Raw genomic sequence first — 24,758 nt, forward strand, 5'->3', positions numbered from 1 at the left:
TCACACCCGAGCAGCGGGTGCGCACCCACCCTACCTCCACCTTCCTGTACCATGCCCGGTCGCTCGCCCTTGGGCAGGAGGCCTCCATGGATGCGGTTGCGCTCGGCATGTCCGCCCGACGACGCGTGGGGTGGCTGGTGAGTCCCGGACATGACCTGGTCTGCACGCTGGGAGGCGTGGCCGCGAGCCTCGCGCTCGTCGCGTTGCATGTCGGGGCCGGCGTGAGCAGCGTGCTCTTGTGGTGGCTGTGGGTGCTGGCGCTCGATGGCCCGCATGTGTTCGCCACGCTGTCCCGCACCTACTTGGATGCGCGCGAGTGGCGCACGCGCGGGCGGCTGCTGTGGGGCAGCCTGGGGTGGTTTCTCGCGGGGCCGTTGGCGTTCGCGCTGTCGGGCGTGGTGGGCAATCGGGGGCCCTTCGTGGTGTTCCTCTCACTGGCCGCGCTGTGGGCGTACTGGCACGTGGTGCGGCAGCACTACGGCATCCTCGCGCTGTACCAGCGCAAGGGCGGCGAGACGGACGCGCGCGAGCGGCGGTGGGACAGCGTCACGCTCTATGTCGGACTGCTCGCGCCCTTCGTGGCGTTCCTGCTGACACACGCCGGGGCGCGGCGGAGACTGGGGTTGGCGGGAACCCCCACCTGGGAGGTCGGGGTGGCGTGGGGTTGTTACGCGGCGGTGCTCGCCGTGGTGCTCGCGCAGGCAGCCTGGCAGGTCTGGCGTTGGCGGACGGGGCGCGGCGTCCATGGCCCCAAGGTGTTGATGCTGGCGGCGGCGCTCGGGCTCACGGCGGTGGTGTTCTGGCCGTCCGTGTCTGCCCAGATGGATTTCGTGATGTTCGCGGTCGCTGTCACTGCATTCCACAACGTGCAGTATCACGGCATTGTCTGGTTCTATCACCGCAATCGCTATCACGCGCCCGGCGTGGCGCCCGCGACGTATGGGTTGGCGCCGCGCGTGAGCCAGCGATTCGTCCTCTACGCGGCCTGTGGCGTGGCGTTCACGCTGGTGTATCGCGGACTCGGCTGTGGGCTCGGCGTACACCCAGGCTGCGGGGGATTCGATGCACACCTTCCGTTGGTGGCAGGGCTGACCCTGCGTGACTTCATGGAGGGCGCCATCTGGGGCGTGGCGCTGCATCACTATTACCTGGACCAACGCATCTGGCGGGTGCGCCGGGATGAGGGGCTGAGCCGCGATTTGAAACTGGGCACTGAAACAGCGTGAGGCCACGCGCGAAGGCGGGGGCTCGGTATGCTCGGGCGTCGCGGGAGTCCGCTCGGGCGAAGTGCAAGGGGAGTCCATGGCTGTGGAAGACATGAAGGGCGTTCGGGGGGATACGGCGCGACCGGATGAAGTGGCCCAGGCCCTCGTCGATCGCGCCAACGAGCTGGGCGAGCAGGAGCGGTTCGAAGAGGCCCTGCCCTTCTATGACGAGGTGCTGCAGTGGTTCAGCGGAGCGGGCGGCCCCGTCGTGCGCTTCCACGTGGCGCGCGCGCACCTGAGCAAGTCCATGACGCTGGTGCAGCTCAACCGCTCACAAGAAGCGGTGGACGCGTGTGACGCCACCATCCAGTGGTTCGGCGGTGACGCGGGGCCGCTCCAGTCGTGGGTGGCGCAGACGCTGCTCTACAAGGCGGTGGCGCTGGTGCAGTTGGAGCGCCATGAGGAAGCGGCGGCGCTCTACGAGGACGTGTCGCGACGCCTGGACGGCACGGTGGAGCCGGAGCTGCGCGTGCTGGTGGCCGAGGCCCTGCTGCGGCGGGCCATCCTCCTCCGTCAGTTGGAGAAGGCCGAGGAGGCGCTGTCCGCGCACGACGAACTGGTGCACCGCTTCGGGGACGCGGAGGAGGAGGAGCTGCGCGAGCTGGTGGCCCGCGCGCTCGTGTTCAAGGCGTCCTTTCTGGGCAAGCTGAACCGGCGCGAGGAGGAGCTGGCCACGTTCGGCGAGGTGGGTCAGAGGTTCGGCTCCGCGCCGGAGCCCTCGCTGCGCATGGAGGCGGCGCGGGCGCTCATCTGCCGCGCTGAAATCCTGTTGCAGTTGCAGCGCGTGGACGAAGGGCTGGCGGGCTTCGACGAGGTCGTGGCGCGCTTCGGTGACGCCTCGGACATGCCCTTGCGCGAGCGGGTGACGAACGCCCTCAACACGGTGGGCTTCAAGCTGTTGTGCGAGGCCAAGCGCCTGTGGCCGGAGGACCGCGAGCGGGCCCTGGCGCTCTTGGAGAAGGCGCGCACGCGCATCGCCACCGCGCTCGAGCGGCGGCCGGGCTACCCCCTGGCGCTGGGGAACGCGGGCTACATCGCCTTCCTCCAGGGGCGGCGCGAGGAGGCCCGCACGCTCCTCCTGGAAGCGCTGCGCAGCGGCGGCGAGAAGACGCGCGAGACGGGGCTCAAGGACTCCACCATCCACTCCGTCCCCGAGGACGAGGAGTTCCGCGCGCTCGTGCGCGGCCTGTGACGGCCCGCCCGCGTGTCCGCCAACCCGCATTGGCTTCGCCCCCCGGTTCGCCCAGGAGCGGGTGACGCGCGCGGCTCGCCGAGGGGCCAGCCGACCAGCATGGTGCTCCCCCACCCACGGGTGTGCGCCACCGGAATAGGGGTGGGGCCCAACGGTTGCCAGCACACGCCCGGGCCCCCCCGGCGGTGGAAACCCTTGGTCCCCGTGGCGTACGCCGGATAAGAGAACCCCTCCATGGAAAGCGCCGCCTCCGCCCCCCACCCGCCGCCCGACGCATCCAGCGACGACCTGCGCGCCGTCGAGGAGCTCGCCCAGGCCCGGAACCAGATTGTCGCGCAGATTGAAAAGCGCGTCGTGGGCCAGCGGGACGTGGTGGAGCACCTGCTGATTTCGCTCTTCAGCCGCGGCCACTGCCTCTTCGTGGGCGTGCCGGGACTCGCCAAGACGCTGCTCATCTCCACGCTGGCGGACGTCCTCAACCTGTCCTTCAACCGCATCCAGTTCACGCCGGACCTGATGCCCTCGGACATCACCGGCACGGACATCCTGGAAGAGGACAAGGCCACCGGCCGCCGCGCCTTCCGCTTCATGCAGGGGCCGCTGTTCGCCAACATCATCCTGGCGGACGAGGTCAATCGCACCCCGCCCAAGACGCAGGCCGCCCTGCTCCAGGCCATGCAGGAGTACCGCGTCACCGCCGGTGGCCGCACGTACCCGCTGGACCTGCCCTTCCTCGTCTTCGCCACCCAGAACCCCATCGAGCAGGAGGGCACCTATCCGCTGCCCGAGGCCCAGCTCGACCGCTTCATGTTCCTGGTGGACGTGGGCTACCCCACGGCCGAGGAAGAGGTGCAGATCGTCAAGAGCACCACCGGCACCGCGCAGCCCAAGCTGGAGAAGATTCTCTCCCCCGAGCGCATCCTCGCCTTGCAGGAGCTGGTGCGGCGCGTGCCCGTGCCGGACCACGTGGTGCGCTACGCGGTGGAGCTGGTGCGCCACACGCGGCCCAAGGAGCCCGGCGTGCCGGACTTCGTGGCGAAGAACGTGTCATGGGGCGCGGGCCCTCGCGCCAGCCAGTACCTGGTGCTGGCGGCCAAGGCGCGCGCCATCCTGTCCGGGCGCTTCGTGGCCACGGTCGAGGACGTGCGGGCCCTGGCGCGTCCGGTGCTCCGGCACCGCGTGCTGCCCAACTTCACGGCCGAGAGCGAGGGCATCACCTCCGTGAAGCTCATCGACCAGCTCCTCACGGTGGTGAAGGGCTAGCGCGCCCGCCCCATGTCGCTGCTCGACGCCCAGACGCTGTCCCGGTTGCAGGGGGTGAAGCTGCGCGCCCGCGCGGTGATGGAGGGCGTGCTGTCCGGCCTCCACAAGAGCCCGCACCAGGGCCAGAGCGTGGAGTTCGCCGAGCACAAGGAATACGCGCCAGGCGACGAGCTGCGCCACCTCGACTGGAAGGCGTACGGCAAGTTCGACAAGTACTACGTCAAGCGCTTCGAGCACGAGACGAACCTGCGCGCGGTGATGGTGGTGGATGCGTCCGCGTCCATGGGCTACCGCAGCGGGGCGATGTCCAAGCTGGAGGTGGCCACCACGCTGGCTGGCGCGCTGAGCTATCTGCTCGTGCGGCAGCAGGACGCGGCCGGGCTCGCGCTGATGGTGGGCGGTGCCTTCCGAGACGTGCCGCCGCGCGCGTCCGCGGGACACCTCAACGTGCTGCTGGACGCGCTGGAGCACGCGAGCGCCGAGGGCCCCACGGACCTGGGCAGCGCGGCGGATCACCTGGCGGAAGTGCTCCCGCGCCGGTCCACCGTCATCGTGCTGTCGGACCTGCTGGATGAGCGGCAGGAGGCCCTGAAGCGCGTGCTCGCGCTGCGCCAGCGCAAGAACGACGTGGCGGTGTTCCACCTGGTGGATCCCGCGGAGCTGACGTTCCCCTTCGATGACCCCACCCTCTTCCTGGACATGGAAGGCGAGGGGCGCATCGAGGTGAACCCGCGCGAAATCAAGCAGAGCTACCTGGAGGAGTTCGGCGCGTTCCTCGCGGACGTGAAGGCCCGCTGCGCCGAGGCCGACGTGGACTACGAGCTGGTGCGCACCGACGAGCGGCTGGACGACGTGCTGCTGCGCTTCCTCTCGCGACGCGGGAGGCGCCGGTGACGTTCGGCAACCCGTGGTTCCTGCTCGGCGCGCTGGGCGCGTTCATCCCGCTGCTGGTCCACCTGTTCGACCGCCGCCGTCCCCGGCCGCATCCCTTCGGACCGATGGCCTTCGTGCTGCGCAGCCAGAAGCGCACCGCCAGCCGACTGAAGCTCAAGCGCCTGCTCCTGTACGCGCTGCGCACGCTCATCCTGTTGGCGATTCCCCTCGCGCTGGCGAAGCCGGAGTGGCGCAACGACGCGCAGGCCGCCACGGTGACGCATGGCCCGGCGGCCACCGCCATCATCCTGGACGCCTCGCTGTCCATGCGCTGGTCCGACGGCACCCCGCTCTTCGAGCAGGCCCGCGACGAGGCCCGCGACGCGCTGAAGGACCTGCTGCCCGAGGAGCCCGCCACGGTGCTCGTGTGCACGGACACGCCGGCGCCTCCGCCGACGCCGGGGTTCGACCGGGCTCGGCTGCGCGCGCTGGTGGACGAGGCTCGGCCCACCTACGCCGGAGCGGACCTGTCGCGGTGCTTGGAGCTGGCGGCTCGGACGCTGGAGGAGAGCCCGCTGGCGGGCAAGCGGCTCGTGGTCGTCTCGGACATGACGGCCACCGCCTTCCGTCTGGAGTCTCCGCCGCCCACGGTGAAGGGCCCCACGGGCACGCCCGTGAAGCCCGAGGTGGTGCTGCGCGACGTGGCCCGCTCACGCGAGTCGCTCGACAACCACGCGCTGGTGGACCTGAAGGTGGAGCCCGCGCTGCAAGCCGGCCCTCGCGCGTTCCAGTTCACCTTCACGGTGCGGAACTTCGGCGCGAAGCCAGTGAAGGACCTGGAGGCGCTCGTGCGCGTGGGCGAGACGACGCTCGCCAAGGGCTTCGTGGACGTGCCCGCGGGCGGCACCACGCAGAAGGCGCTGACGGTGCGCTTCCCCCAGGGCGGCACGGTGGCGGGCACGGTGACGCTGGCTCCGGACGCGCTCGGCGAGGATGACCGGCGCGCCTTCGTCCTGCCCGTGCCGCGCGCGCTCAAGGCCCTGGTCGTCAACGGCGCGCCCCACGCCACGCGCTACCGGGACGAGGCCTTCTTCGTGGACGCGGCCCTCACCTCGCCGGGCTCGCCCGTGGAGGCGGTGGTGCGCGACGCGGAGGTGGGGCTGCGCGAGGACTTCTCCGCCTATGACCTGGTGCTGCTGCTCAACGTGGCGGCGCCCACGGAGGACGAGGCGCAGAAGCTGACCGCGTTCGTCCAGGCGGGCGGCGGCCTCTTCATCAGCATGGGCGACCGGGTGGATCCGGAGGCCTACAATCAACGCTTGGGCACGCTGCTGCCCCGCGCGCTGCGGCTCGTGCGCACCAGCGCCGAGCGCGAGTCCCCCGACGCGGACACCAAGGCGACGCGGCTGGCGCAGGTGAAGCAGGAGCATCCCCTCTTCGCGCCCTTCACGGGCTCGGCGGAGGAGGGGCTCGTGGGCGCGCGCTTCTACCGGTACATGCTGCTGGAGGCGGACAACCCGGCGGCGGCGGGTGGCAGCCAGGTGCTGGCCACCTACGAGGACGGCGCCCCGGCCGTGGCGGTGGCGCGCAAGGGCAAGGGGCGCGTGGCGCTGTTCACCAGCACGGTGGATCGCGACTGGAGCGACTTCTCCATCCGCACCAGCTTCCTGCCGCTGATGCAGCGCTTCGCCGCGTACCTCACGGGCTCGCTGGATGAGCACGAGGCCGTGCACGCGCGCGTGGGAGAGAGCGTGACGCTGCGCCCCGACGGCGCGCAGAAGCTCACCGCGGTGCGCGCGCCGGACGGGAGCGAGCTGCCCTTGAAGGCGCAGCCGGACAGCTCGTTCGTCGCGGGGCCCGTGCGCGAGCCGGGCGTGTATCGGGTGCTCGGCGCGGAGGGCAAGCCGGTGCCCGCGCTGGACTTCGCGGCCACGCTGGACCCCGCCGAGAGCGACCTCACGCGCGTGCCCGCCGAGACGCTCACCGCGTACTTCGGAGAGGACACCGTGAAGGCCTCCACCGGGGACACCAACAAGCCCGCGGTGCCGCTGTGGACGTGGCTCATCCTCACCGCGTGCCTCGCCTTCTTCCTGGAGGGCACCCTGCTGCGCAAGTAGGCGCGCGCCCGGGGCCCTGACAAGCAGCCGACGTCCGCGGCCTCACCGCGCGCGTGGAGTCCCCCACCGAGGGCGCGGTCTGCCAGACTGCGGCGCCGTGAGCCCCTCCGCCCTCTACCGCGACTGCGCCCGCCTCTTCATGGTGGGCTTCCCTGGCACCCACGTCGACGCCGACCTGGCGGCGCTGATGGACGACGGCATCTCCGGCGCCATCCTCTTCAAGCGCAACGTGGGCTCCGCGAGCGAGACCGCCGCGCTGTGCCAGGCGCTCAAGACGCGCGCGGGCCGCCCCTTCATCCTCTCGGTGGACCAGGAGGGAGGCCGCGTGGCCCGGCTGCGCGGCGCGCCCTTCACCGCGCTGCCGCCCATGCGCGAGCTGGGACAGCGCGGCGACGAGGCCCTGGCGGAGCGCGTGGGCCGGCTGCTCGCGCACGAGCTGCGCGCGCTGGGCTTCGACTGGGACTTCGCGCCCGTGCTCGACGTGGACACCAACCCGGCCAACCCCGTCATCGGAGACCGCAGCTTCGGGCGCGAGCCGGAGGTGGTGGCGCGCCTGGGCGTGGCGCTCGCGCGCGGACTGGAAGCGGGCGGCGTCGCGTCGTGCGGCAAGCACTTCCCCGGACATGGCGACACCACCACGGACAGCCACCTCACCCTGCCCCGCCTGGCGCATGACCTGGAGCGGCTGCGGCGCGTGGAGCTGGTGCCCTTCCAGGCCTTCGCTCGGGCAGGGCTCGCCTCGCTGATGACGGCGCACGTGCTCTTCGACGCGCTGGAACCCGGCGTGCCCGCCACCATGAGCACGCGCGTGCTGGAGGGGTTGCTGCGGCGCGAGCTGGGCTTCGACGGCGTGCTCGTCAGCGATGACCTGGAGATGAAGGCCATCGCGGACCACTACTCCGTGGAGGAGGCCACGGTGCAGGGCACGCTCGCGGGCGTGGACCTGTTCCTCGTGTGCCACAAGGCCGACGTGCAGCGGCGGGCCATCGAGGCGCTCGTGAAGGCGGTGGAGTCTGGCCGCGTGCCGCGCTCGCGCATCGCCGAGGCGCATCGTCGGCTCGACGCGCTCGTCGCGCGCTTCGTGCGGCCCGCGGAGGACCGGCTCTCCCAGCTGGGCAGTGCGGAGCACCGCGCGCTCGCCGAGGGACTCGCCAGCGCCGTCACGGGACGCGACCCCACCGAGGTGATGCTGGCCACTCGGTGAGGCCGGAGCGCTCGCCCGCGGGAGCTTTCCGCGGGCGGGCGAGGGTTCAGCGGTTGCGCATGTAGATGGGCGTCACGGCCTCGTGCGCGGCGGTCTGCTCGTAGCCGCGCACCTGGGGCCGGAGGTCCGTCACGTACTGACCACCCGCGCCCATGGCGGTGGGCGAGTACTCGGCGCCGCCGAACTCCGCGTAGCGCGTGCGCATCATCCCGCCCGCGTCATCGAACTTGGAGTTGTTGGACTTGCCCTCGTTCTGCGGCGTGCGCGGATCGATGCTGGAGCCAATCTCCTTGATGGTCTGGTTGTAGCCGCGGTCCACGGTCAGCACGTGCGGCGGCAGCGTCGCGGCCGAGTGCCCCTGGTGCGCGGCCGCAGGGGACTCATGGCCCTGCTGCTCGGCGACGTTGTACAGGGCCTCGGGCTGCGTGCCGCGCTGCGCGAAGGCATTGCCCCGCGACTCGTCCGGCTGCCGTCCGCCGGTCTCCGGCAGGTCACCGCAGGCCGTGCCCAGCAGCATGCCCGCCACCAGGAACGCCGCACCACTCCAACGCCGAATGCCTCGCTCGTGCATCGTCATCTCTTCTCCACGTCTTGCGCAGTCCCCGAGGAAATGGTCACGCCCGACCGCTTCCGCCACCGAGCGAGCCATCGCTGGCTCGTCCGGGAAGGCCAACCCTCGTTCGGGGAGAGCGAGGGTTCGACCGCGCCCCAGGCATACACGGTCTTCGAAGTCCTGTCCCGCCAGGAGTGCGTCGCCATCAGGGCGGGACAAGGCCACCTATCAGCGGCCCGCGGGCTTCTTCTTCGCGGCCGGCTTCTTCGCGGCCGGGGCCTTCTTCGCCGCGGGCGCCTTCTTCGCGGCCGGGGCCTTCTTCGCCGCCGGAGCCTTCTCCGGAGTCTTCTTGGGGGCAGGCGCGGGCTTCGCCCCGGCGGACGCGCCGCCCTTGAGCGTGGCCAGCACCTCCGCCACGTGGCCGTTCACCTTCACCTTGGGCCACACGTGCTGGACCTTGCCGTCCGGGCCGATGAGGAAGGTGGCGCGGGTGATGCCCAGGAACTTGCGGCCGTAGAGGGACTTCTCGCCCCACACGCCGTACGCCTCGGACACCGCGTGGCCTGGGTCCACCAGCAGCGGGAAGGCGAGGTGGAACTTGGCGGCGAACTTCTGGTGGCTCTTCGCGTCGTCCGGCGACACGCCGAGCACCACCGCGCCCGCCTTCTGGAGCGCGGCGTGCTCGCTCTGGAAGTCACACGCCTCCGTCGTACAGCCGGGCGTGTTGTCCTTCGGATAGAAGTAGAGGACGACGTGCTTGCCTCGGAGCCGGGCCAGCGACACGGCATTGCCGCTCTGGTCGGACAGCTCGAAGCCGGGGGCCTGCTCACCTGCTTGGGGCATGGGCATGGGGCGGAGTTTCTACTCCAAACTCCGCCCGCCCACAGTTCTCGTCAGTGCGAGTCCTGGCCGTCCTCACCGGGCGGGTGGCTGTTCGCCTCCAGCTGCGTGAGGTCCGCGTGGCAGCGCTCCAGCGCGCGCCGGACGAGCTCGCGCGAAGCGTCCGTGCGCGACTCGCCCAGCTTCTTGGCCAAGGCCTCGCACGCGGCGCGCTTGGCATCCACGCCGCTGGAGCCGGGGCCAGTCGAGCCGGGCGTGGCCAGGGGCTGAGGAGGCAGCTCGCCACGGGCCGCGCGCAGCGCCGCGAGCCGCTTGTCCGCCTCGGCGCGGGCCTTGGAGTCCTGGGGCACGGCCTCGAAGGCGGCGACGACCTCGTCCCAGCGGGCGTCGCGCGCGGAGAGGCCGCGGGTGGTCAGTTCCTGGTACTTCGCTTCCGCCTTCTGCAACTGCTCGGGACCCTTGTCCGAGTCACAGCCCGGGAGGGCGAGCAGTCCCATCAGCAGCAGCGCGGTGGAGAGTCGGGTGCGGGAAATCATCATCGAGAAGAGGCTCCTCCTGCTGGCCCCCCGCGTTAAACCACGGCCGGAGTGCTCCGTCGTGGCTCCCGTCTCCTGCTCGCCTTCCTGCCTGGCCTGACGGACAACGGCTCGCACCGAGGGCGTTGGCCCCCGCGCTCAGCCGCGCTTGTCCAGGATGCCCAGCGACATCATCGCCACGAGGAAGCCGTAGACGACGTGGTCCGGCCGGTTCGCGTACGCGAGCAGCTCCGCCACGGTGCGGTTGCCGTCAATCTTCGGCAGCAGCTCCGCCTCCCACCGCTCCAGCTCCACCTCGTTGAACTGGTACGAGGGGGCGACGGCGGGGATGAGCCGGTCCTCGGGCTGGAGCAGACGGCGCAGGCGCTCGGGCTTGTAGAGCTTCTTGATGCCGCGAACGATGAGGTTGCCCGGGTGCACGTCCAGCTTGATGGACTCCGAGGAGGCCTTCTCCTTGAAGCTCATCACGTAGGTGCCGTCCTCCCAGGAGAACAGCGAGTAGATGATGGCCTTCACCTGCTGGCCCACGTAGTAGAGCCGCTCGGTGTCCTTCAGCAGGCCGCGCTCCACGAGCACGTCGCCGGTGCGCCGGTTGCTCTGCGCCGCCACGGCGGAGGCGTCCTGGAGCTGCTCGGGCTTTATCTTCCCCACGCGCACCAGGAACTGGCCGAAGCGGTCCGCGAGCAGGTTGGAGAGGGCGAACACTGGCGTGCCCTTCTCGAAATAGACGACCTTCTTCACCTTGCCGCGCTGGATGCCCAGCTCGCCCGTCTCGCGGGACAGGTAGAAGGCGGTGAGCAGCGAGGGAAGGTTGTCGCGCAGCTCGCCACGGCGGCTGCCCGGAGACCCGGAGCCCACGGGCAGCGGATCCGGCGGCCGGCCCGGCGTGGGCGGACGCACCTGGGTGGCCGAGACCTTCTGCATGGGGCTGGCGGTGAGGTTGGCGCCGCGAATCTCCGCGGTGATGTTGCCGCCGCCCGTCACCTTGATGCGGCCCGTCAGCTCCATGACGTCCTGCGGGCCCTCCTCCTCCACGTCGATGTCCAGCTCGACCTCGAAGGCGTCCTGGAGCGAGTTGCCCGCGGGGGCCTTCTTCTCCGCGGGGAGCACCCGCGCCACGGCCTCCAGGAGCTTCTGCGCCTCGAAGGGCTTCTCGAAGTAGCCGGCCGCCGCGTACTTCTGCCGCGCCTCCAGGGCGTGCTTGCCGCCCTTGAAGACGCCGGTGATGAAGAGCAGCGGGAGCTGGGGGTTGTCCTTCCGGAGCGCGTCCGCGAGGTGGTACCCCATCATGTCGGGCAAGAGGATATCCAGCACCGCGCAGCCTGGAGGCTGGGCGCGGGCGGCCTCGATGCCCTGCTTGCCTCGGCTGGCCCCCACCACCTCGTACCCCGCATCCTCGAACAACTGCGTGAGGAGGGAGAGGAGCTCCTGGTTGTCGTCCACGACAAGGATTCGGGGGGCCATCGCGGGCAATACCGTACCAGATGCGGGCAACCTGTCAGACAAGTGTTTCGGGACGGATGCGGGGAAGGATGCATCCGCCCCGCCAGGGGGGTAGGGTGCCCCCCTCGTGATGTCCAGCCCCCGCTCGCGTTCGTTCATTTTCGGCCTGCTCACCTGCATTGCCCTGCTGTCCACCTCGCTCGCGCATGCACAACCGGGTTCTCCTCCGGATGGAGGCGCGCCGGATGCCTCCACGGGTGGACCGGGCAAGGATGACCCGGGCGAGGAAGACGATGGCACCGGGCGGGTGAACACCAAGTGCCGCAGCAGCAGCGACTGCAACATGCGGTTCACCTGCCAGGCCGGAACGTGCAAGTACACGGGCGTCCGGCAAGCGGAGACGTCCGGGTGCCTCCTGGGGCCCGAGGCGGCGCTGGTGCTGGTGGGGCTGGCCGCGGTGGCCGTGCCTCGACGACGTCGGCACTGAGCGGGGGCGGACATGCGGCTGGGCATCAAGGCGGACAACCTGCTGGAGCGCGTGGCGGACTTCCTCAACCTCGCCCCCCAGCCCCTGGCCCATGCCTTCTTCGGGATGATGGCCTCGCGCACGCTGATGGCGGGCGCGCGGCTGGGCATCTACGCGGCGCTGGCGGACGGCCCGGCCACGCCGGATGCGCTGGCCACCCGACTGAAGCTCTCCACCGAGGGCACCCGCGCCCTGCTCGATGCGCTGGTCGCGTGCGAGGTGGTGGAGCGCGTGCGCGGTCGCTACAAGCTGGCGCCGCGCGCGAGCCGCTGGTTGGATCCGCGCTCGCCGCAGTCCATCACCGCCTTCCTCGAGTTCAACTACGCCCAGTGGGACTGGTGGGGTCAGCTCGAGGACGTGGTGCGGCGCGGCCAGTCGGTCAACATCCACGACTTCGCGCCAGATGACCCGCGCTGGCGCGACTACATCCACGCGATGTACCAGCTCGCGCGGCTGGCGGCCCCGGAGGTCGTCTCGGCCATTCCGCTGCCGCGCGGCGCGCGCCACGTGCTGGACCTGGGCGGCGCGCATGGCTGGTTCGCCGCCGAGCTGTGCCGCAAGCACAAAGGCCTGAAGGCCACCGTGGTGGACCTGGAGGGCAGCGCGCGCGTGGGGCGGGACATCATCGCCAACGCGGGGCTGGCCCACCTCGTCTCTCACCGCGAGGGCAACCTGCTCACCCACGACCTGGGCGGTCCGCATGACGGCGTGCTGCTGTTCCAGGTGGTGCACCACCTGACGCCCGAGCAGAACGTGGCCCTGCTGCGGCGGATCCGCACCGCGCTCTCACCCAAGGGGACGCTGGCGGTGCTGGAGTACCTGCGCGAGGACGCGGAGACGCCGCAGGGCTCCGCGCCCCTCATCGGCCTGCACTACTGCCTGACCTCGGGCGCGGCGGCCTACACCCCCGCCGAGGTGGAAGGCTTCTTGGACGACGCGGGTTTCGACATCCACCAGAGTCGGCCCATCCGCCACCTGCCCCTCCAGACGCTCCTCATCGCCCGTCCGGCCTGAGCGGCCCCTCCCCCTGCGGGCGATCCCCGCCGAGTGGGTAGGCCGTGCTCCGGCCCCACCTCTCGCGCTACCCTGCCCCTCCGCCCATGCTGCCCGAGGCCCCCCTTCCCCCATCCGAGGCCGTGCCGCTCGCCGTCGACCTGGACGGCACGCTGGTGCTCACGGACACGCTCCACGAGAACCTGCTGGTGCTGTTCAAGCGGGCGCCCTGGCTGCTGCTGCTCGCGCCGCTCTGGATGCTCCGGGGCAAGGCCTTCTTCAAGGCCGAGGTCGCTCGCCGGGCCGCGCTGGACGCCGCCGTGCTGCCGTACCACGAGCCCCTGCTGGCCTTCCTCCAGGAGGAGCGGGCGCACGGCCGGCGGCTCGTGCTGGCCACGGCGGCGGACCGTCGCATCGCCGACGCGGTGGCCGCGCACCTGGGCCTCTTCGACGAGGTGCACGCCAGCGACGGGCAAGTGAACCTGTCCGGTGAGCGCAAGCTGGCCCGGCTGAAGGAAGCGGTGGGCACGTTCGACTACGCGGGCAACGACGCGGTGGACCTGCCGCTGTGGCGCGAGTCCCGGCAGGTGGTGGTGGCGAACGCCTCCACGAATGTGCTGCGGCGCGCGCGGGAGTTGGGCCGCCCCGTGCACCGCGTCTTCGAGCGCCCCGCCACCCGCGCGCGCACCTGGGTGAAGGCGCTGCGCGTGCACCAGTGGGCGAAGAACGCGCTCGTGTTCGTCCCGCTCCTGGCCGCGCACAAGGCCCAGCACCCGCGCATGGTCCTGGAGTCGGTGCTGGCGTTCTTCGCCTTCAGCCTGTGCGCCTCCAGCGTGTACGTGCTCAATGACTTGCTGGACCTGGAGTCGGACCGACGACATCCGACCAAGAAGGCGCGGCCATTCGCGGCCGGCACGCTGTCCGTTCGCGCCGGGGCGATGATGGCGCCGGTGCTGCTCGCGGCGGGCGCGGCCCTGGCATTGGCGCTGCTGCCTCCCGCGTTCGCGGCGCTCCTGGGCGTGTACTACGGCCTGACGCTCGCGTACTCGGTGCGGCTCAAGCAGGTGGTGATGCTGGACGTGCTGGTGCTCGCGGGGCTCTACACGGTGCGCATCTTCGGCGGCTCGCTGGCGGTGGGCGTGCCCACGTCGAGCTGGCTGCTCATGTTCAGCACCTTCCTCTTCCTGTCGCTCGCGCTGGTGAAGCGGCTGAGCGAGGTGCGGCGGCTGCGGCTGGCCAACGAGTCCGCGGCGCACGGGCGCGGCTATCTGGCGCAGGACTACGAGCAGCTCGCGAGCCTGGGCGCGGCGGCGGGACAGGTGTCCGTGCTGGTGCTCGCGCTCTACATCACCAGCAAGGAAGTCACCGCGCTGTACACCCACCCCGAGCGCCTGTGGCTGCTCTGCCCGGTGATGCTGTACTGGGTGGGCCGGGTGTGGGTGCTCGCGCATCGCGGACAGGTGAACGAGGACCCGCTCCTCTTCGCCCTGCGCGACAAGGTGAGCTACGCCGTCGGAGTCGTCGCCGCGCTGGTGCTGTGGGCCGCCACATGAGGATGCAGGAGCGATGAAGTCACCGCAGTCCTGGGGGAGATTCCCCCGAGTCGCGCAAGAGACCCGTGCCCTCACGTGGGGCTCGGGCGCGCTGCCGTCCGCGCCGGGGCCGCTGCTGCCGCACGGGCTGGGCCGCAGCTACGGGGACTCGTGCCTCAACGCGGACGGCACGCTGCTGCTCACCTCCGCGCTGGACCGCCTCATCGACTTCGACCCGGCCACGGGCGTGCTGCGCTGCGAGGCGGGCGTCACGTTGGACACGGTGCTGCGGCTGGTGGCGCCGCGCGGCTGGTTCCTCCCGGTGACGCCGGGCACCAAGTACGTGACGGTGGGCGGGGCCATCGCCAACGACGTACATGGCAAGAACCACCATCGCGGCGGCACCTTCGGGCGGTACGTGCGGAGCTTCGAGCTCCTGCGTTCGGATGGCACCCGCCGCGTCTGCGCACCGGACGCGCATCCAGATTGGTACGGCGCCACCATCGGCGGGCTGGGGCTCACGGGCCTCATCACCTGGGCCGAGGTGCAGCTCGTGCCCATCCGGAACCCGTACATCCTCCAGGAGACGGTGCCCTGCGAGAACCTGGACGCGTTCCTCGACGTGGCCCGGGCCTCGGAAGCGGACTACGAGTTCACCATGGCGTGGGTGGACTGCCTGGCCCGAGGCCGCAAGCTGGGCCGGGGCCTCTTGTTCCGAGGCAACTTCGCGCCGCCGCAGTTCGACGGGCTGCCGCTCGCCAAGAGCCACCTGTCGCACGGCTCGGGGCTCGCGGTACCGGTGGACATGCCGGCGTTCTGCCTCAACCGGTTGTCCGTGTCCGCGTTCAACTGGCTCTACTACCGCCGCCAGCGCGGCCGTCCTCGGCAGCGGCTCACGCACTACGACCCGTTCTTCTATCCGCTGGATGCCATCTACGGCTGGAACCGCATCTACGGCGCGCGGGGCTTCCTCCAGTTCCAGTGCGTGGTGCCCTACTCCACCGCGCGCGACGCCTTGAGAGAGATTCTCGAGCGCAGCTCGCGCGGCGGCGTGCCCAGCTTCCTGTCCGTGCTCAAGACGTTCGGAGACATTCCGTCCCCGGGCTGGCTGTCCTTCCCTCGCCAGGGCGTGACGCTGGCCATGGACTTCGCCAACCGCGGCGAGAAGACGTGGCGGCTGGTGGAGGACCTGGACCGACTGACGCGCGAGGCGGGCGGCGCGGTGTATCCCGCGAAGGACGCGCGCATGAGCCCGGAGAGCTTCGCGGCGTACTTCCCTCGGCGCGAGCAGTTCCTGCCGTACATCGACCCTGCGTTCTCATCCTCCTTCTGGCGGCGGGTGAATCCTCCCGCCACGCCCTCCCTGCCCATGCTGGAAGGCAGGGCCGACGGCGCCACGCCGCCCGTGTCGCTGCTGGCCATCCGCTGATTCCCCGGGCACAACGTCACCTATGAAGAAAGTCCTCATCCTCGGCGCCACGAGCGCCATCGCCCAGGCCACGGTGCGGCTGCTCGCCGCGCGCGGAGCCTCGCTGTACCTGGTGGGCCGCAACGCCCAGAACCTGGAGGCCGTGGCGAAGGATGCGGCCACGCGCGGCGCGGCGAAGGTCGAGTCGCGGGCCTTGGACCTCGACGACTGTGGCGCGCACGAGGCGCTGGTGGAGCAGGCCATGCAGGCGTTGGGTGGACTCGACGGCGCGGTGATTGCGCACGGCGTGCTGGGGGACCAGGACGCGAGCCAGCGTTCGTGGGCGGCGGCCGAGGCCGTCCTGCGCACGAACTTCCTGAGCGCCGCGTCGCTGCTGACGTCACTGGCCAACCGCTTCGAGGCGCAGAAGGCCGGCACGCTGGTGGTGATTTCGTCGGTGGCGGGAGACCGCGGGCGGCAGAGCAACTACGTGTACGGCGCGTCGAAGGGCGCCCTGAGCGTGTTCCTCCAGGGCCTGCGCAATCGACTGGCGAAGTCCAACGTGGCGGTGGTGACGGTGAAGCCTGGCTTCGTGGACACGCCGATGACGGCGCACGTCCCGAAGAACAAGCTGTTCGCCTCGCCGGAGAAGGTGGCGCGCGGGCTGCTCGCCGCGGCGGATGGGCGCAAGAACGAGGTCTACGTCCCCGGCTTCTGGGCGCTCATCATGCTCATCATCCGCTCCATCCCCGAGCCCATCTTCAAGCGGCTGAAACTGTAGTCCGTCAGCGCGACGCAGTCTCCAGTGGGGGCACGTCGCGGCCTTCACCGAAGCCGAGCGTCCAGAACTCGGGGCGCTCGGGGTCGCGGGCCGCGAGTCGCCAGAGCAGGTGCTTGGCCTCATCCTGGCCGTCGAGCGCGAGCGCGAACGTGCCGTAGTGCATCGCGACGGACACCTGGGCGTGCAGCACATGGTGGGCCCGGAGCGCGTCCTCGGGCCCCATGTGCACCGCGTGCAGGACGCGCGGCCGGAACGCGCCGATGGGCAGCACCGCCAGCCGCATGGGGCCGAAGCGCGCGGAGATGTCCTCGAAGTGGGGACCGAAGCCGGTGTCGCCCGCGAAGAGCACGGGGCCTCCCGAGGTGCTCAGCACGTAGCCCGCCCACAGCGTGCCGCGCCCATCCGTGAGCCCGCGATTCGAGCGGTGCTGCGCGGGCACGGACGTCACCGTGAAGCCGGGGCCCACCGTGCTCGCTTGCCACCAGTCGAGTTCCTCCACGTGCGCGAAGCCCTCGGCGTCCAGCAGCGCCTTGTTGCCCAGGCCCACGATGAAGCGCGGGTGGTGCGCGGCCTCCAGTCTCCGCAGCGTGGGGAGGTCCAGGTGGTCATAGTGGTTGTGGCTCACCACGACCACGTCGATGGGCGGCAGGTCCTCGAAGCGGATGCCGGGCGGGCGGCGGCGCTTGGGGCCGAGCCACGACACGGGGCTCGGGCGCTCCGAGTAGATGGGGTCCGTCAGCACGTTGAGGCCGTCCGCCTGGAGCAGCATCGTCGCGTGGTTGATGAACGTCACGCGCAGCGCGCCCGAGCCCACGCGCGTCGGAGGCTTGGGGCCCGGAGGGAACTCCGTGGAGGGCTGCCACAGGCCACGCTTCTCCTTCAGCGCCGCCAGCACCAGGGCCACGGGATTCGGGCTCGAGGCATCACCGGGGTTGTGGAAGTGCGAGCCATCGAAGTGGTCCGTCACGGGCCCCTGGTGCACGGTCCCAGCGAAGCATCCCGACAGCAGCGCGAGGCCCAGCGTGAGAGTCCAGCGCATCACTTGATGATGATGGTCCAGGTGCATTCGAAGGGAACTCCATCCACGGTGGGCAGCTCGTAGCGAGAGGACTCGACGCTCGCGAGCGCCTGGGCCAGCAGGTCCGGGGGCAGCGTCGCCTCTTCCACCACGCATTGCCGAGGGGCGCCGCCGCGCACGAGCCGACAGGCCACGCGAACGTGGTGCTTGCGGCCCTCGCGCCAGCGGCGGAACGCGTCCTGGAAGACGGGGTCATCGGGAGGACCGCCGCGGACGCGCTGGGGCTCGCGCACGTGCTGCGAGAGGAAGGCACAGGCGTCCTTCACCTGTCCGTCACACGCCTTGGACATGAGCGACAGCGCGCGCAGCCGAGCGTCTTCGGAAGTTTCGGCCACCCACAGCGTGAGCGCGCGGTCGAAGCAGACGCGGGCCTTGGCGACGGTGCACTCCTCGGTCTGCACGGGCTCGAGGTTCGAGGCGAAGGCGCCGAGCGGGGCTGGCCGCATCGCGTCCACCGTGACTCGCGCCGGGTTGCTCCGCCGGGCCGCGCAGCCCAGTCCCAGACACAGACACACCACGAACAGCCACGACCGCGAAGACAGGCCCCAGTGCATGGCGCGCATCGTAGCCGGTCGGAGCCTCACGAACGCGCTCCGTCGCGCTCAGCCCACCACGGTGGCGAGGATGCGCTCGAACAACCAGGGGGCTCGGCCCAGGGCGCGCACCACGGGACGTCGGAGCCACGGCCGCCGCGCCAGGAGCAGCAACGCGCGCGTCGTCCAGGCGTACTTGCGAAACACCTGCTGGAAGCAGCGCGCATAGGGCTGCAGCGCGCCGCGCGTCGCACCATGCACCAGCGCATCCGGCAACACGTTGCCCAGCGACTCCGCACACGCGAACGCGATGGACAGCCCTTCGCCCGTCAACGCATCCACGTAGCCCGCCGCATCCCCCACCAGCGCGAAGCGGTCCGCCACCGGCGTGCGCGCCACCCGTGCCAATGGCCCTGCCCCACGCACCTTCGAGTCCGGCTCCACGCCCGACAAGCGCTCACTCAAGGTCGGGAAGCGCGCGAGCAACGCGTCGAAGCCCACCTTCCCATCCACTGCGCCGTCCTCCCAGAGGAACGCCAGCCCCACGCGCTCCGTACCCGCCGGCGTCACGTAGGCCTCCACACCCGAGGCGAAGTGCACCTCCACGTAGGCCGTCCACGGTCGGATGCGGAAGTGCCGCCTCAACCCGAAACGCCGCGAGCCCTCCGCGCTCAGCTCCAACCCCTCGGCCTTGCGCAGCGGCGAGCCCAGCCCATCCGCCGCCACCAGCACCCGCGCGTCCACCGGCCCCGCCGCCGTCTCCAACGACACGCCCTGCACCGTGCGCTGATACCCGAGCACCTGCGCGCGCTCGCGCAGCTCCACGCCCACCTCGCGCGCCCGCGTCACCAACGCCGACGCCAGCGCCACCCGCCGCACGCCCAGCCCTCCCGGCGCGGGCAGCAGCCCCTCCGCCGAGCTGCCATCCTCCTGCACGTAGCGGATGCCCATGAACGGCGCGCTCTCGCGCAGGTCCAGGTGCGTCAGCGCCCCCAATCGCTCCAGCGCCCCCAACCCCGAGGGCATGAGCCCCTCGCCACAGGCCTTGTCCGCGGGCACCGTCCCCCGCTCCAACACCACCGTGTTCAGCCCGCGCCGCGTGGCGGTGATGGCCACGGCGAGCCCCGCGGGCCCACCGCCCACCACGGCCACGTCGTAGGGCTTCACGGATCCTGCTCCGCCCGCACCATCGCCAGCGCGCTCTTCGCCATCTCCACCATCATCCCCACCGTCCCCATCCGCTTGGGCGCGGACAGCTCACCCGCGAGGAAGCGCCGCAGCGACTCGGCGCGCCGCAGCTTCCCGCTCGACGTGCGCGGCAGGGTCCCGGGCTCCAACATCCGCACCGTGTGCGGTCGCACGCCGGTGGCGGCCACCACGGCCGCGCGAATCTGCTCCTCCACGGCCTCGCTCGGCTCCGACCCCGCGCGCTCGGCCAGGATGAGCAGCGCCTCGTCCTCGCTGCCCTCGGGCGTGAAGCCCAGCGCCACCGCGCAGCCCGTGCGCACGCCGTCCACCGCGCTCAGCGGCTCCTCGAAGGCCTGGGGCGCGTGGTTCGCGCCTCGGATGATGACCACGTCCTTGGCTCGGCCCGTCAGGTACAGCTCGCCGTCCTCGAGGAAGCCCAGGTCTCCTGTGTCCAGCCAGCCGTCCGCCGTGAGCGTGCGCGCCGTCGCCGCCGCGTCCTCGAAGTAGCCCGCCATCACCGACGGCCCCCGCGCGAAGACCCGTCCCGCGCGCCCATCCGGCAGCACGCCGCCGTCACCGTCGCGGATCTCCACCTCGAAGCCCGCCACGGGACTCCCCACGCTGACGAGTCCTCGTGCGCCCGCCTCCACCCGCCCCTCTCGCGCCAGCACACCGGGGTCCACGTTCAGCACGCGCGGGCCCCGGCCCTCGGGCGGGAACGTGACGGCGAGCGACGCCTCGGACAGCCCATACACCGGCCGCATGGAGCGGGCCGAGAAGCCCCAGCGCTCGAAGCGCTCGGCGAAGCGGCGCAGCGTGTCCGCCGACACGGGCTCCGCGCCGTTGAGCGCGTGGCGCCAGCCCGAGAGGTCCATGCCCTCCATCTCCGCGTCCTTCACGCGCTTGAGACACAACCCATAGGCGAAGTTGGGCGCGGGAGAGATGAAGCCCCGGTGACGCGACAACGCGCGCAGCCACAGCGCGGGCCGCGCGAGGAACACCTCGGGCGGCAACAACACCAGGTTGCCCGGGTAGTACAGCGCCGACAGCAGACAGCCGATGAGCCCCATGTCGTGGTACAGCGGCAGCCAGCTCACCCCCACCGGAGGCGTCCCCGGCGGCAGGGGCATGGCCAACTCCAGCGCGGCCACCTGGGCCATGAGCGCGTGCTGCGTCAGCGCCACCGGCTTGGGGTCCACCGTCGAGCCCGACGAGAACTGGACGAGGCCCAGGGACTCGGGACGCACGGCCACCTCGCGCTCGTCCTCGCCCCGCAGCACCTCGTCCACCGTGAGGCACCCGCTCCGAGGCCGCGCCTTCTCCACGCTCGGCCCCAAGAGCAAACGCACCCGCGAGTCCGTCAGCACCAGGCACGCGCCCGTCACCTGGAGCATGCGCGAGGTGGCCCGGTGGTACTCCTCCAGCCGCCCCAGCCGCACCGGCGGATAGAGCGGCACCGGCACCGCGCCCGCGAGCAGGGAGCCGAAGTACGCATCCATGAAGGCCAGCGACGTCGGCAGCAGGAGCGCCACGCGCTCGCCCTCCTTCACCCCCAGCCGCCCCAACCCCGCGGCGACCCGGCGCGCGCGGCGGTACACCTCCGCCCAGGACACCCGGCTCTCGCGCTCGGCCGAGTCCACGAAGGTCAACCCCAGCGACGTCCTGGCCGCCGCGGCCAGCGCCGCGTTCACCGTGGGGAACCTCGGCTCGGGCAGCGCGGGGCCTTTCATGGACGGACCTCCGTCGTGCTTTGCGCGGCGCGCTCCGCCACCAACCGCATCAGGTCCTCCACCGTCTTCACGCCCTCCGCGTCCTCCTCCGACAGCCGCACGCGGAAGCGATTCTCCAAGCCCACCGCCAGCACCGTCAGGCCCAGGCTGTCCAACTGAAGGTCCATCAAGAGGTCATGCCGCGGCTCCACCTCGCCCTTCCACTCCAGCTCCTCGAGGGCGATGCGGCGTATCTCCGCCAGCACCTGCTGCGACACGGGCTCAACCACGACGAACCTCCGGAATGAAGCGGGGGCGCCGGGAGAATTCTCGCGCATACGCGGCGCCCAGCGCCTGCTCCTCCGCGCGGATGCGCACGAGGAGCAGCAACAGGTTGCCCAGGGAAAACACCAGGGCCGTGACCCAGGCCCCGTGAATCAACGGCACACACAACAACTCCAGCACCACCGCCACGTAGTTGGGATGGCGCAAGTAGCGGTACGGCCCACCCGTCACCGGCGGCAGGTCCGGCACCACGATGATGCGCGAGTTCCACCGCTCGCCCAGCGTGGCGATGGCCCAGTAGCGCAGCGCCTGCGCCGCCACCGCGCCCGCGAGCGCCACCACGCTCGCCCAGCCGAGGAAGGGCCGCTCCCCGAGCACCACCTCCACCGCGCACGCCACCAGGAAGCAGGTGTGGAAGGCCACCATCACCCGGTAGTGACCCTGGCCGGTCTCCACCCCGCCGCGCGCGAACGCCCGCGCCGCGTTGCGCTTCGAGAGCACCAGCTCCACGACGCGCTCCGCCACGAGCAGCGTCAGGAACCCCAGATAGAGCCAGGTCGTCGATATCACCATCGCAGCAGCACCATTTCCGAACAGAAGCCGGGCCCCATCGCCATCACCACGCCCCAGTCCCCGGGCCGCGCCCCAGCCGTGCGCAGCGTTTCATCCAGCACGAAGAGCACGGACGCACTGGACAGGTTGCCCACCTCTCGCAGCGACGCCCAGGAACGCTCCAGCGTCCCAGGCGCCAGCTCCAGCGACGTCTCGAACGCCTCCAACACCTTGGGCCCGCCCGTGTGCGCCACCCAGTGCCGCACGTCAGAGCGCTTCAGGCCGTGCGCCGCGAGGAAGTCATCCACGTTGCCCCGGATGCGGTCCTTCACGAGCTGCGGCACCTTGGCGGACAGCACCACCTTGAAGCCCGAGTCCACCACGTCCCAACCCATGACGCGCTCGGTGTCTGGGTAGAAGACGGAGCGCGAGGCCACCACGCGCGGCCCTGTCCTCCCCGCGCGCGCGCCCCGCAGCACCGCGCACGCGGCGCCGTCGCCAAACAATCCGGACGCGATGATGTTGGGGATGGACAGGTCCTCGCGCTGCAACGTCAGCGAGCACAACTCCGTGGCGACGACGAGCGCGGTGTGCTCTGGGAACGCGCGAAGGTAATCCGCCGCGCGCGCCAGGCCCGCCGCGCCCGCCACGCAGCCCAGGCCGAAGATGGGGGTGCGCTTGACGTCGCTGCGCAGCGGCAGCCGGTTGACCAGCCGCGCATCGATGCTCGGCGTGGCAATGCCCGTCACCGTGACGAAGAAGACGTGGTCCACCTCGGTGGGCTTCAAGCCGACGGCGTCCAGCGCGCGCCGCACCACCTCCTCGCTCAGGTCCGTGGCGACTCGAATCCACGCGTCGTTGCGCTGCTGAAAGGTGACGAGTGGCCGGTATTCCTCCAACGGCAGCGCCAGATGGCGGCCCCCCACCTGCACCGCGCGGTGCAGCTCCTCCAGCCGCTCGAGGTTGTAGTGGCGCGTGGCCCACACCTCGCGGAACGTGGCGATGAGCTGCTCCTGCGTGGCGTAGTGCGGAGGAAGTGCCCGCCCCACGGCATGGACGAAGGGCGCGGTGTCCTGGCCGGATGCACTGTGCATGAAGTTCCTGAATCCCCTTCGGCGGTCGTACCCTGACGCTTACCTGGCGAGAGCATCCGCGCGCGGGGCGTCTGGTGTCGATTGCTCGGACCCTGACGCCCGAGGGGGCCCAGTGTTGCACGGATGACGTACGAGTCCGCGCCCAAGTGCACCGCGCTCGGATGCGAGCCCCGGGTCCCCGTCTACCGGGCGGGACCGATGGGGCAGGGCCCCGGCGAGCGGAAGGACAGCGCCCACAGCTCGCGCCCCGACACGCCGTCATCCGCCGAGAAGTACAGCGCCCAGCCCGAGCGCACGAAGCCGCTCGGCGACGACGACGCGGGCCCCGGCGCCACGTCATCCAACGCCGTGGCCTGCGCCGTGCTCGCCTCGAACATCCACGCTTCGCGCCCGCGCCCCGTCGTGTCCGCGCTGAAGAACAGTCGCCCCGCATGGCCAGACAGGCTGTCCGGCGCGGAGCCCACGGGGCCGGGTTGGATGTCCTGCACGAGCACCGTGCCGTTGGGCGTGCCATCGGTGCGCCACAGCTCGCGGCCGTGCGCGCCGTCATCCGCGCTGAAGTAGAGCTTGCCGTCCAACGTGGCCAGCCCGCGCGGCGAGGCATCCTCCTTGCCCGGCAGGATGTCCTTCACGAGCACCGTGCCGCGCGAGGTGCCATCGCTCCGCCACAGCTCGTCGCCCGCGTAGCCCGCCTCGTAGGGGCCCACGCCCGAGGCGAAGTAGAGCTTCCCCGCGAAGGCGATGAGGTCATGCGGCTTGTCGGGGAACATCCGCAGGCCCCGCGTCCCCGCGGGTGAGCCGTTCGTGACGAAGAGGCTCCACTCCGACTCGTCGTTGTTATGCAGGAAGTAGAGCAGCTCCCCCACCGGCGTCATCGCTTCGATGGAGTTGTCCCCGACGACCTCCATCACCACGACGAGTCCGCCCGGCGTCCCGTCCAGCCGCGCCAGCCGCAGGGTGTCCCCGTTGTGGCCCGAGTAGCCATACTGCACGTAGAGGAAGCTGCCCGTCGCCGCGAGCTGAAGGCCATAGCACTCGCCGCCGTCGGGGATGAGGCCCGTCACGCGGGCGGTCCCCTCGCTGGAGCCATCGGTGCGCCACAGCTCGCGGCCAGCTCCCGCGGAGTCGGCGGTGAAGTACAGCCGGCCCTGGAACACCGTCAGCGCATCGGGGTCCGAGCCCAGCACGCCCGGGCGCAGGTCCACCACCGACTGGGTGCCCGCCGAGGAGCCATCGGTCTTCCACAGCTCGCGGCCATGCACGCCGTCATCCGCCACGAAGAAGACGGTGTCCCCCAGGCGCGTGAAGGACGTGGGGTCCGAGCCCGACTGGCCGCCTCGGATGTCGCGCAAGAGGCGCGTGTCTCGGCCCGTGCTGGACCAGGGCTCGCGGCCGTGCCGCCCGTCGTCCGAGGAGAACACGAGCCCCGCGGAGCCGTGCAGGAACCCCCGTGGATCCGAGCTGCCGCGGCCCGGGCGGATGTCCTTCGTCCGCTTCGCGACGATGCCGCAGGATGGCGGCACCTCGGTCGCCTCCTCCTCGCGCAGGGACGGCATCGGCCCCGCGAGCAGGCGGTCGTCGTCGGTCGCGCCCCCACAGGCTCCGAGCCACAGCATCGACACCAGGAGGCACGCCGCCCTTCGGCTCCTTGCACCCATGCCCTTCGCTCCTCCCGCGCGGGCCGGCACGCCGGGACCGCACCTGGACAGGGCAAGGTGCTCAGCACTCCGGGAGACTCCAAGCCGCGCGCGGGTCGGACACGAGCGTCCAGCCGCAACCGTCACCCGCGGCGG

23 protein-coding genes are annotated in these 24,758 nt (G+C 71.2%); 11 read left to right on the plus strand and 12 right to left on the minus strand.

Annotation, left to right across the window (positions count from 1 at the left end; genetic code table 11):
* Positions 1–86 precede the first annotated feature (86 nt).
* The 6 genes from JGU66_21520 (at position 87) to nagZ (ending at position 7,914) form a co-directional block, all read left to right on the plus strand.
* Complete coding sequence (locus tag JGU66_21520; protein ID MBJ6763353.1) at positions 87–1,226, plus strand: hypothetical protein; 1,140 nt, start codon at positions 87–89, stop codon at positions 1,224–1,226.
* Positions 1,227–1,302: 76 nt separating this feature from the next.
* On the plus strand, positions 1,303–2,457 hold the full coding sequence (locus tag JGU66_21525; GenBank protein MBJ6763354.1) for a hypothetical protein: 1,155 nt from the start codon (positions 1,303–1,305) through the stop codon (positions 2,455–2,457).
* A 234-nt stretch (positions 2,458–2,691) separates the two neighbouring features.
* On the plus strand, positions 2,692–3,720 hold the full coding sequence (locus JGU66_21530) for a MoxR family ATPase (GenBank protein MBJ6763355.1): 1,029 nt from the start codon (positions 2,692–2,694) through the stop codon (positions 3,718–3,720).
* A gap of 12 nt (positions 3,721–3,732) precedes the next feature.
* Positions 3,733–4,614: a DUF58 domain-containing protein gene (locus JGU66_21535; protein MBJ6763356.1), complete on the plus strand. Its 882-nt coding sequence runs from the start codon at positions 3,733–3,735 to the stop codon at positions 4,612–4,614.
* Positions 4,611–6,710, plus strand: a complete 2,100-nt coding sequence (locus JGU66_21540; protein ID MBJ6763357.1) for a BatA domain-containing protein — start codon at positions 4,611–4,613, stop codon at positions 6,708–6,710. The genes JGU66_21535 and JGU66_21540 overlap by 4 nt, the downstream gene beginning before the upstream one ends.
* A gap of 139 nt (positions 6,711–6,849) precedes the next feature.
* Positions 6,850–7,914, plus strand: coding sequence for a beta-N-acetylhexosaminidase (gene nagZ / locus JGU66_21545; protein MBJ6763358.1), 1,065 nt, complete (start codon positions 6,850–6,852; stop codon positions 7,912–7,914).
* A gap of 46 nt (positions 7,915–7,960) precedes the next feature.
* On the opposite strand, the gene JGU66_21550 is transcribed toward nagZ, so the two are convergent.
* From JGU66_21550 to JGU66_21565, 4 genes are all read right to left on the minus strand, one after another.
* Positions 7,961–8,491, minus strand: a complete 531-nt coding sequence (locus tag JGU66_21550) for a hypothetical protein (protein ID MBJ6763359.1) — start codon at positions 8,489–8,491, stop codon at positions 7,961–7,963.
* Between the two features lie 204 nt (positions 8,492–8,695).
* Positions 8,696–9,316, minus strand: a complete 621-nt coding sequence (bcp, locus tag JGU66_21555; GenBank protein MBJ6763360.1) for a thioredoxin-dependent thiol peroxidase — start codon at positions 9,314–9,316, stop codon at positions 8,696–8,698.
* 44 nt (positions 9,317–9,360) lie between these two features.
* Positions 9,361–9,846 carry a hypothetical protein gene (locus JGU66_21560; protein ID MBJ6763361.1) on the minus strand — a complete coding sequence of 162 codons (486 nt, stop codon included), beginning with the start codon at positions 9,844–9,846 and terminating at the stop codon, positions 9,361–9,363.
* 135 nt (positions 9,847–9,981) lie between these two features.
* A complete protein-coding gene (locus tag JGU66_21565; GenBank protein MBJ6763362.1) occupies positions 9,982–11,307 on the minus strand; it encodes a response regulator in 1,326 nt (441 codons plus the stop codon).
* 109 nt (positions 11,308–11,416) lie between these two features.
* Here JGU66_21565 and JGU66_21570 point away from each other — a divergent pair, with 109 nt between their 5' ends.
* The 5 genes from JGU66_21570 to JGU66_21590 all read left to right on the plus strand — a co-directional run bounded on the left by JGU66_21570 (position 11,417) and on the right by JGU66_21590 (position 16,526).
* Positions 11,417–11,773 (plus strand): hypothetical protein, encoded by a 357-nt coding sequence (locus JGU66_21570; GenBank protein MBJ6763363.1) that lies wholly within the window; start codon positions 11,417–11,419, stop codon positions 11,771–11,773.
* Between the two features lie 12 nt (positions 11,774–11,785).
* On the plus strand, positions 11,786–12,826 hold the full coding sequence (locus tag JGU66_21575) for a methyltransferase domain-containing protein (protein MBJ6763364.1): 1,041 nt from the start codon (positions 11,786–11,788) through the stop codon (positions 12,824–12,826).
* A gap of 86 nt (positions 12,827–12,912) precedes the next feature.
* Positions 12,913–14,358 (plus strand): UbiA family prenyltransferase, encoded by a 1,446-nt coding sequence (locus JGU66_21580; GenBank protein MBJ6763365.1) that lies wholly within the window; start codon positions 12,913–12,915, stop codon positions 14,356–14,358.
* Positions 14,359–14,371: 13 nt separating this feature from the next.
* Positions 14,372–15,766: an FAD-binding oxidoreductase gene (locus JGU66_21585; GenBank protein ID MBJ6763366.1), complete on the plus strand. Its 1,395-nt coding sequence runs from the start codon at positions 14,372–14,374 to the stop codon at positions 15,764–15,766.
* A gap of 22 nt (positions 15,767–15,788) precedes the next feature.
* Complete coding sequence (locus JGU66_21590; GenBank protein ID MBJ6763367.1) at positions 15,789–16,526, plus strand: SDR family oxidoreductase; 738 nt, start codon at positions 15,789–15,791, stop codon at positions 16,524–16,526.
* Positions 16,527–16,530: 4 nt separating this feature from the next.
* On the opposite strand, the gene JGU66_21595 is transcribed toward JGU66_21590, so the two are convergent.
* The 8 genes from JGU66_21595 to JGU66_21630 all read right to left on the minus strand — a co-directional run bounded on the left by JGU66_21595 (position 16,531) and on the right by JGU66_21630 (position 24,623).
* Entirely contained in the window at positions 16,531–17,592 is a 1,062-nt protein-coding gene (locus JGU66_21595; GenBank protein ID MBJ6763368.1) for an MBL fold metallo-hydrolase, read from the minus strand.
* Positions 17,565–18,188, minus strand: coding sequence for a hypothetical protein (locus tag JGU66_21600; GenBank protein MBJ6763369.1), 624 nt, complete (start codon positions 18,186–18,188; stop codon positions 17,565–17,567). The genes JGU66_21595 and JGU66_21600 overlap by 28 nt, the downstream gene beginning before the upstream one ends.
* 18 nt (positions 18,189–18,206) lie before the next feature.
* Positions 18,207–19,304 carry an NAD(P)/FAD-dependent oxidoreductase gene (locus JGU66_21605; GenBank protein ID MBJ6763370.1) on the minus strand — a complete coding sequence of 366 codons (1,098 nt, stop codon included), beginning with the start codon at positions 19,302–19,304 and terminating at the stop codon, positions 18,207–18,209.
* Positions 19,301–21,055: a fatty acyl-AMP ligase gene (locus tag JGU66_21610; protein ID MBJ6763371.1), complete on the minus strand. Its 1,755-nt coding sequence runs from the start codon at positions 21,053–21,055 to the stop codon at positions 19,301–19,303. Before JGU66_21610 ends, JGU66_21605 begins: the two co-directional genes overlap by 4 nt.
* Positions 21,052–21,372, minus strand: a complete 321-nt coding sequence (locus JGU66_21615; GenBank protein ID MBJ6763372.1) for an acyl carrier protein — start codon at positions 21,370–21,372, stop codon at positions 21,052–21,054. Before JGU66_21615 ends, JGU66_21610 begins: the two co-directional genes overlap by 4 nt.
* Positions 21,317–21,892: a hypothetical protein gene (locus tag JGU66_21620; protein ID MBJ6763373.1), complete on the minus strand. Its 576-nt coding sequence runs from the start codon at positions 21,890–21,892 to the stop codon at positions 21,317–21,319. Before JGU66_21620 ends, JGU66_21615 begins: the two co-directional genes overlap by 56 nt.
* Positions 21,886–22,965: a type III polyketide synthase gene (locus JGU66_21625; GenBank protein MBJ6763374.1), complete on the minus strand. Its 1,080-nt coding sequence runs from the start codon at positions 22,963–22,965 to the stop codon at positions 21,886–21,888. The genes JGU66_21620 and JGU66_21625 overlap by 7 nt, the downstream gene beginning before the upstream one ends.
* A 182-nt stretch (positions 22,966–23,147) precedes the next feature.
* Positions 23,148–24,623, minus strand: a complete 1,476-nt coding sequence (locus tag JGU66_21630; protein MBJ6763375.1) for a hypothetical protein — start codon at positions 24,621–24,623, stop codon at positions 23,148–23,150.
* Positions 24,624–24,758 lie beyond the last annotated feature (135 nt).

Source organism: Myxococcaceae bacterium JPH2 (assembly GCA_016458225.1).
Taxonomy (GTDB): domain Bacteria; phylum Myxococcota; class Myxococcia; order Myxococcales; family Myxococcaceae; genus Citreicoccus.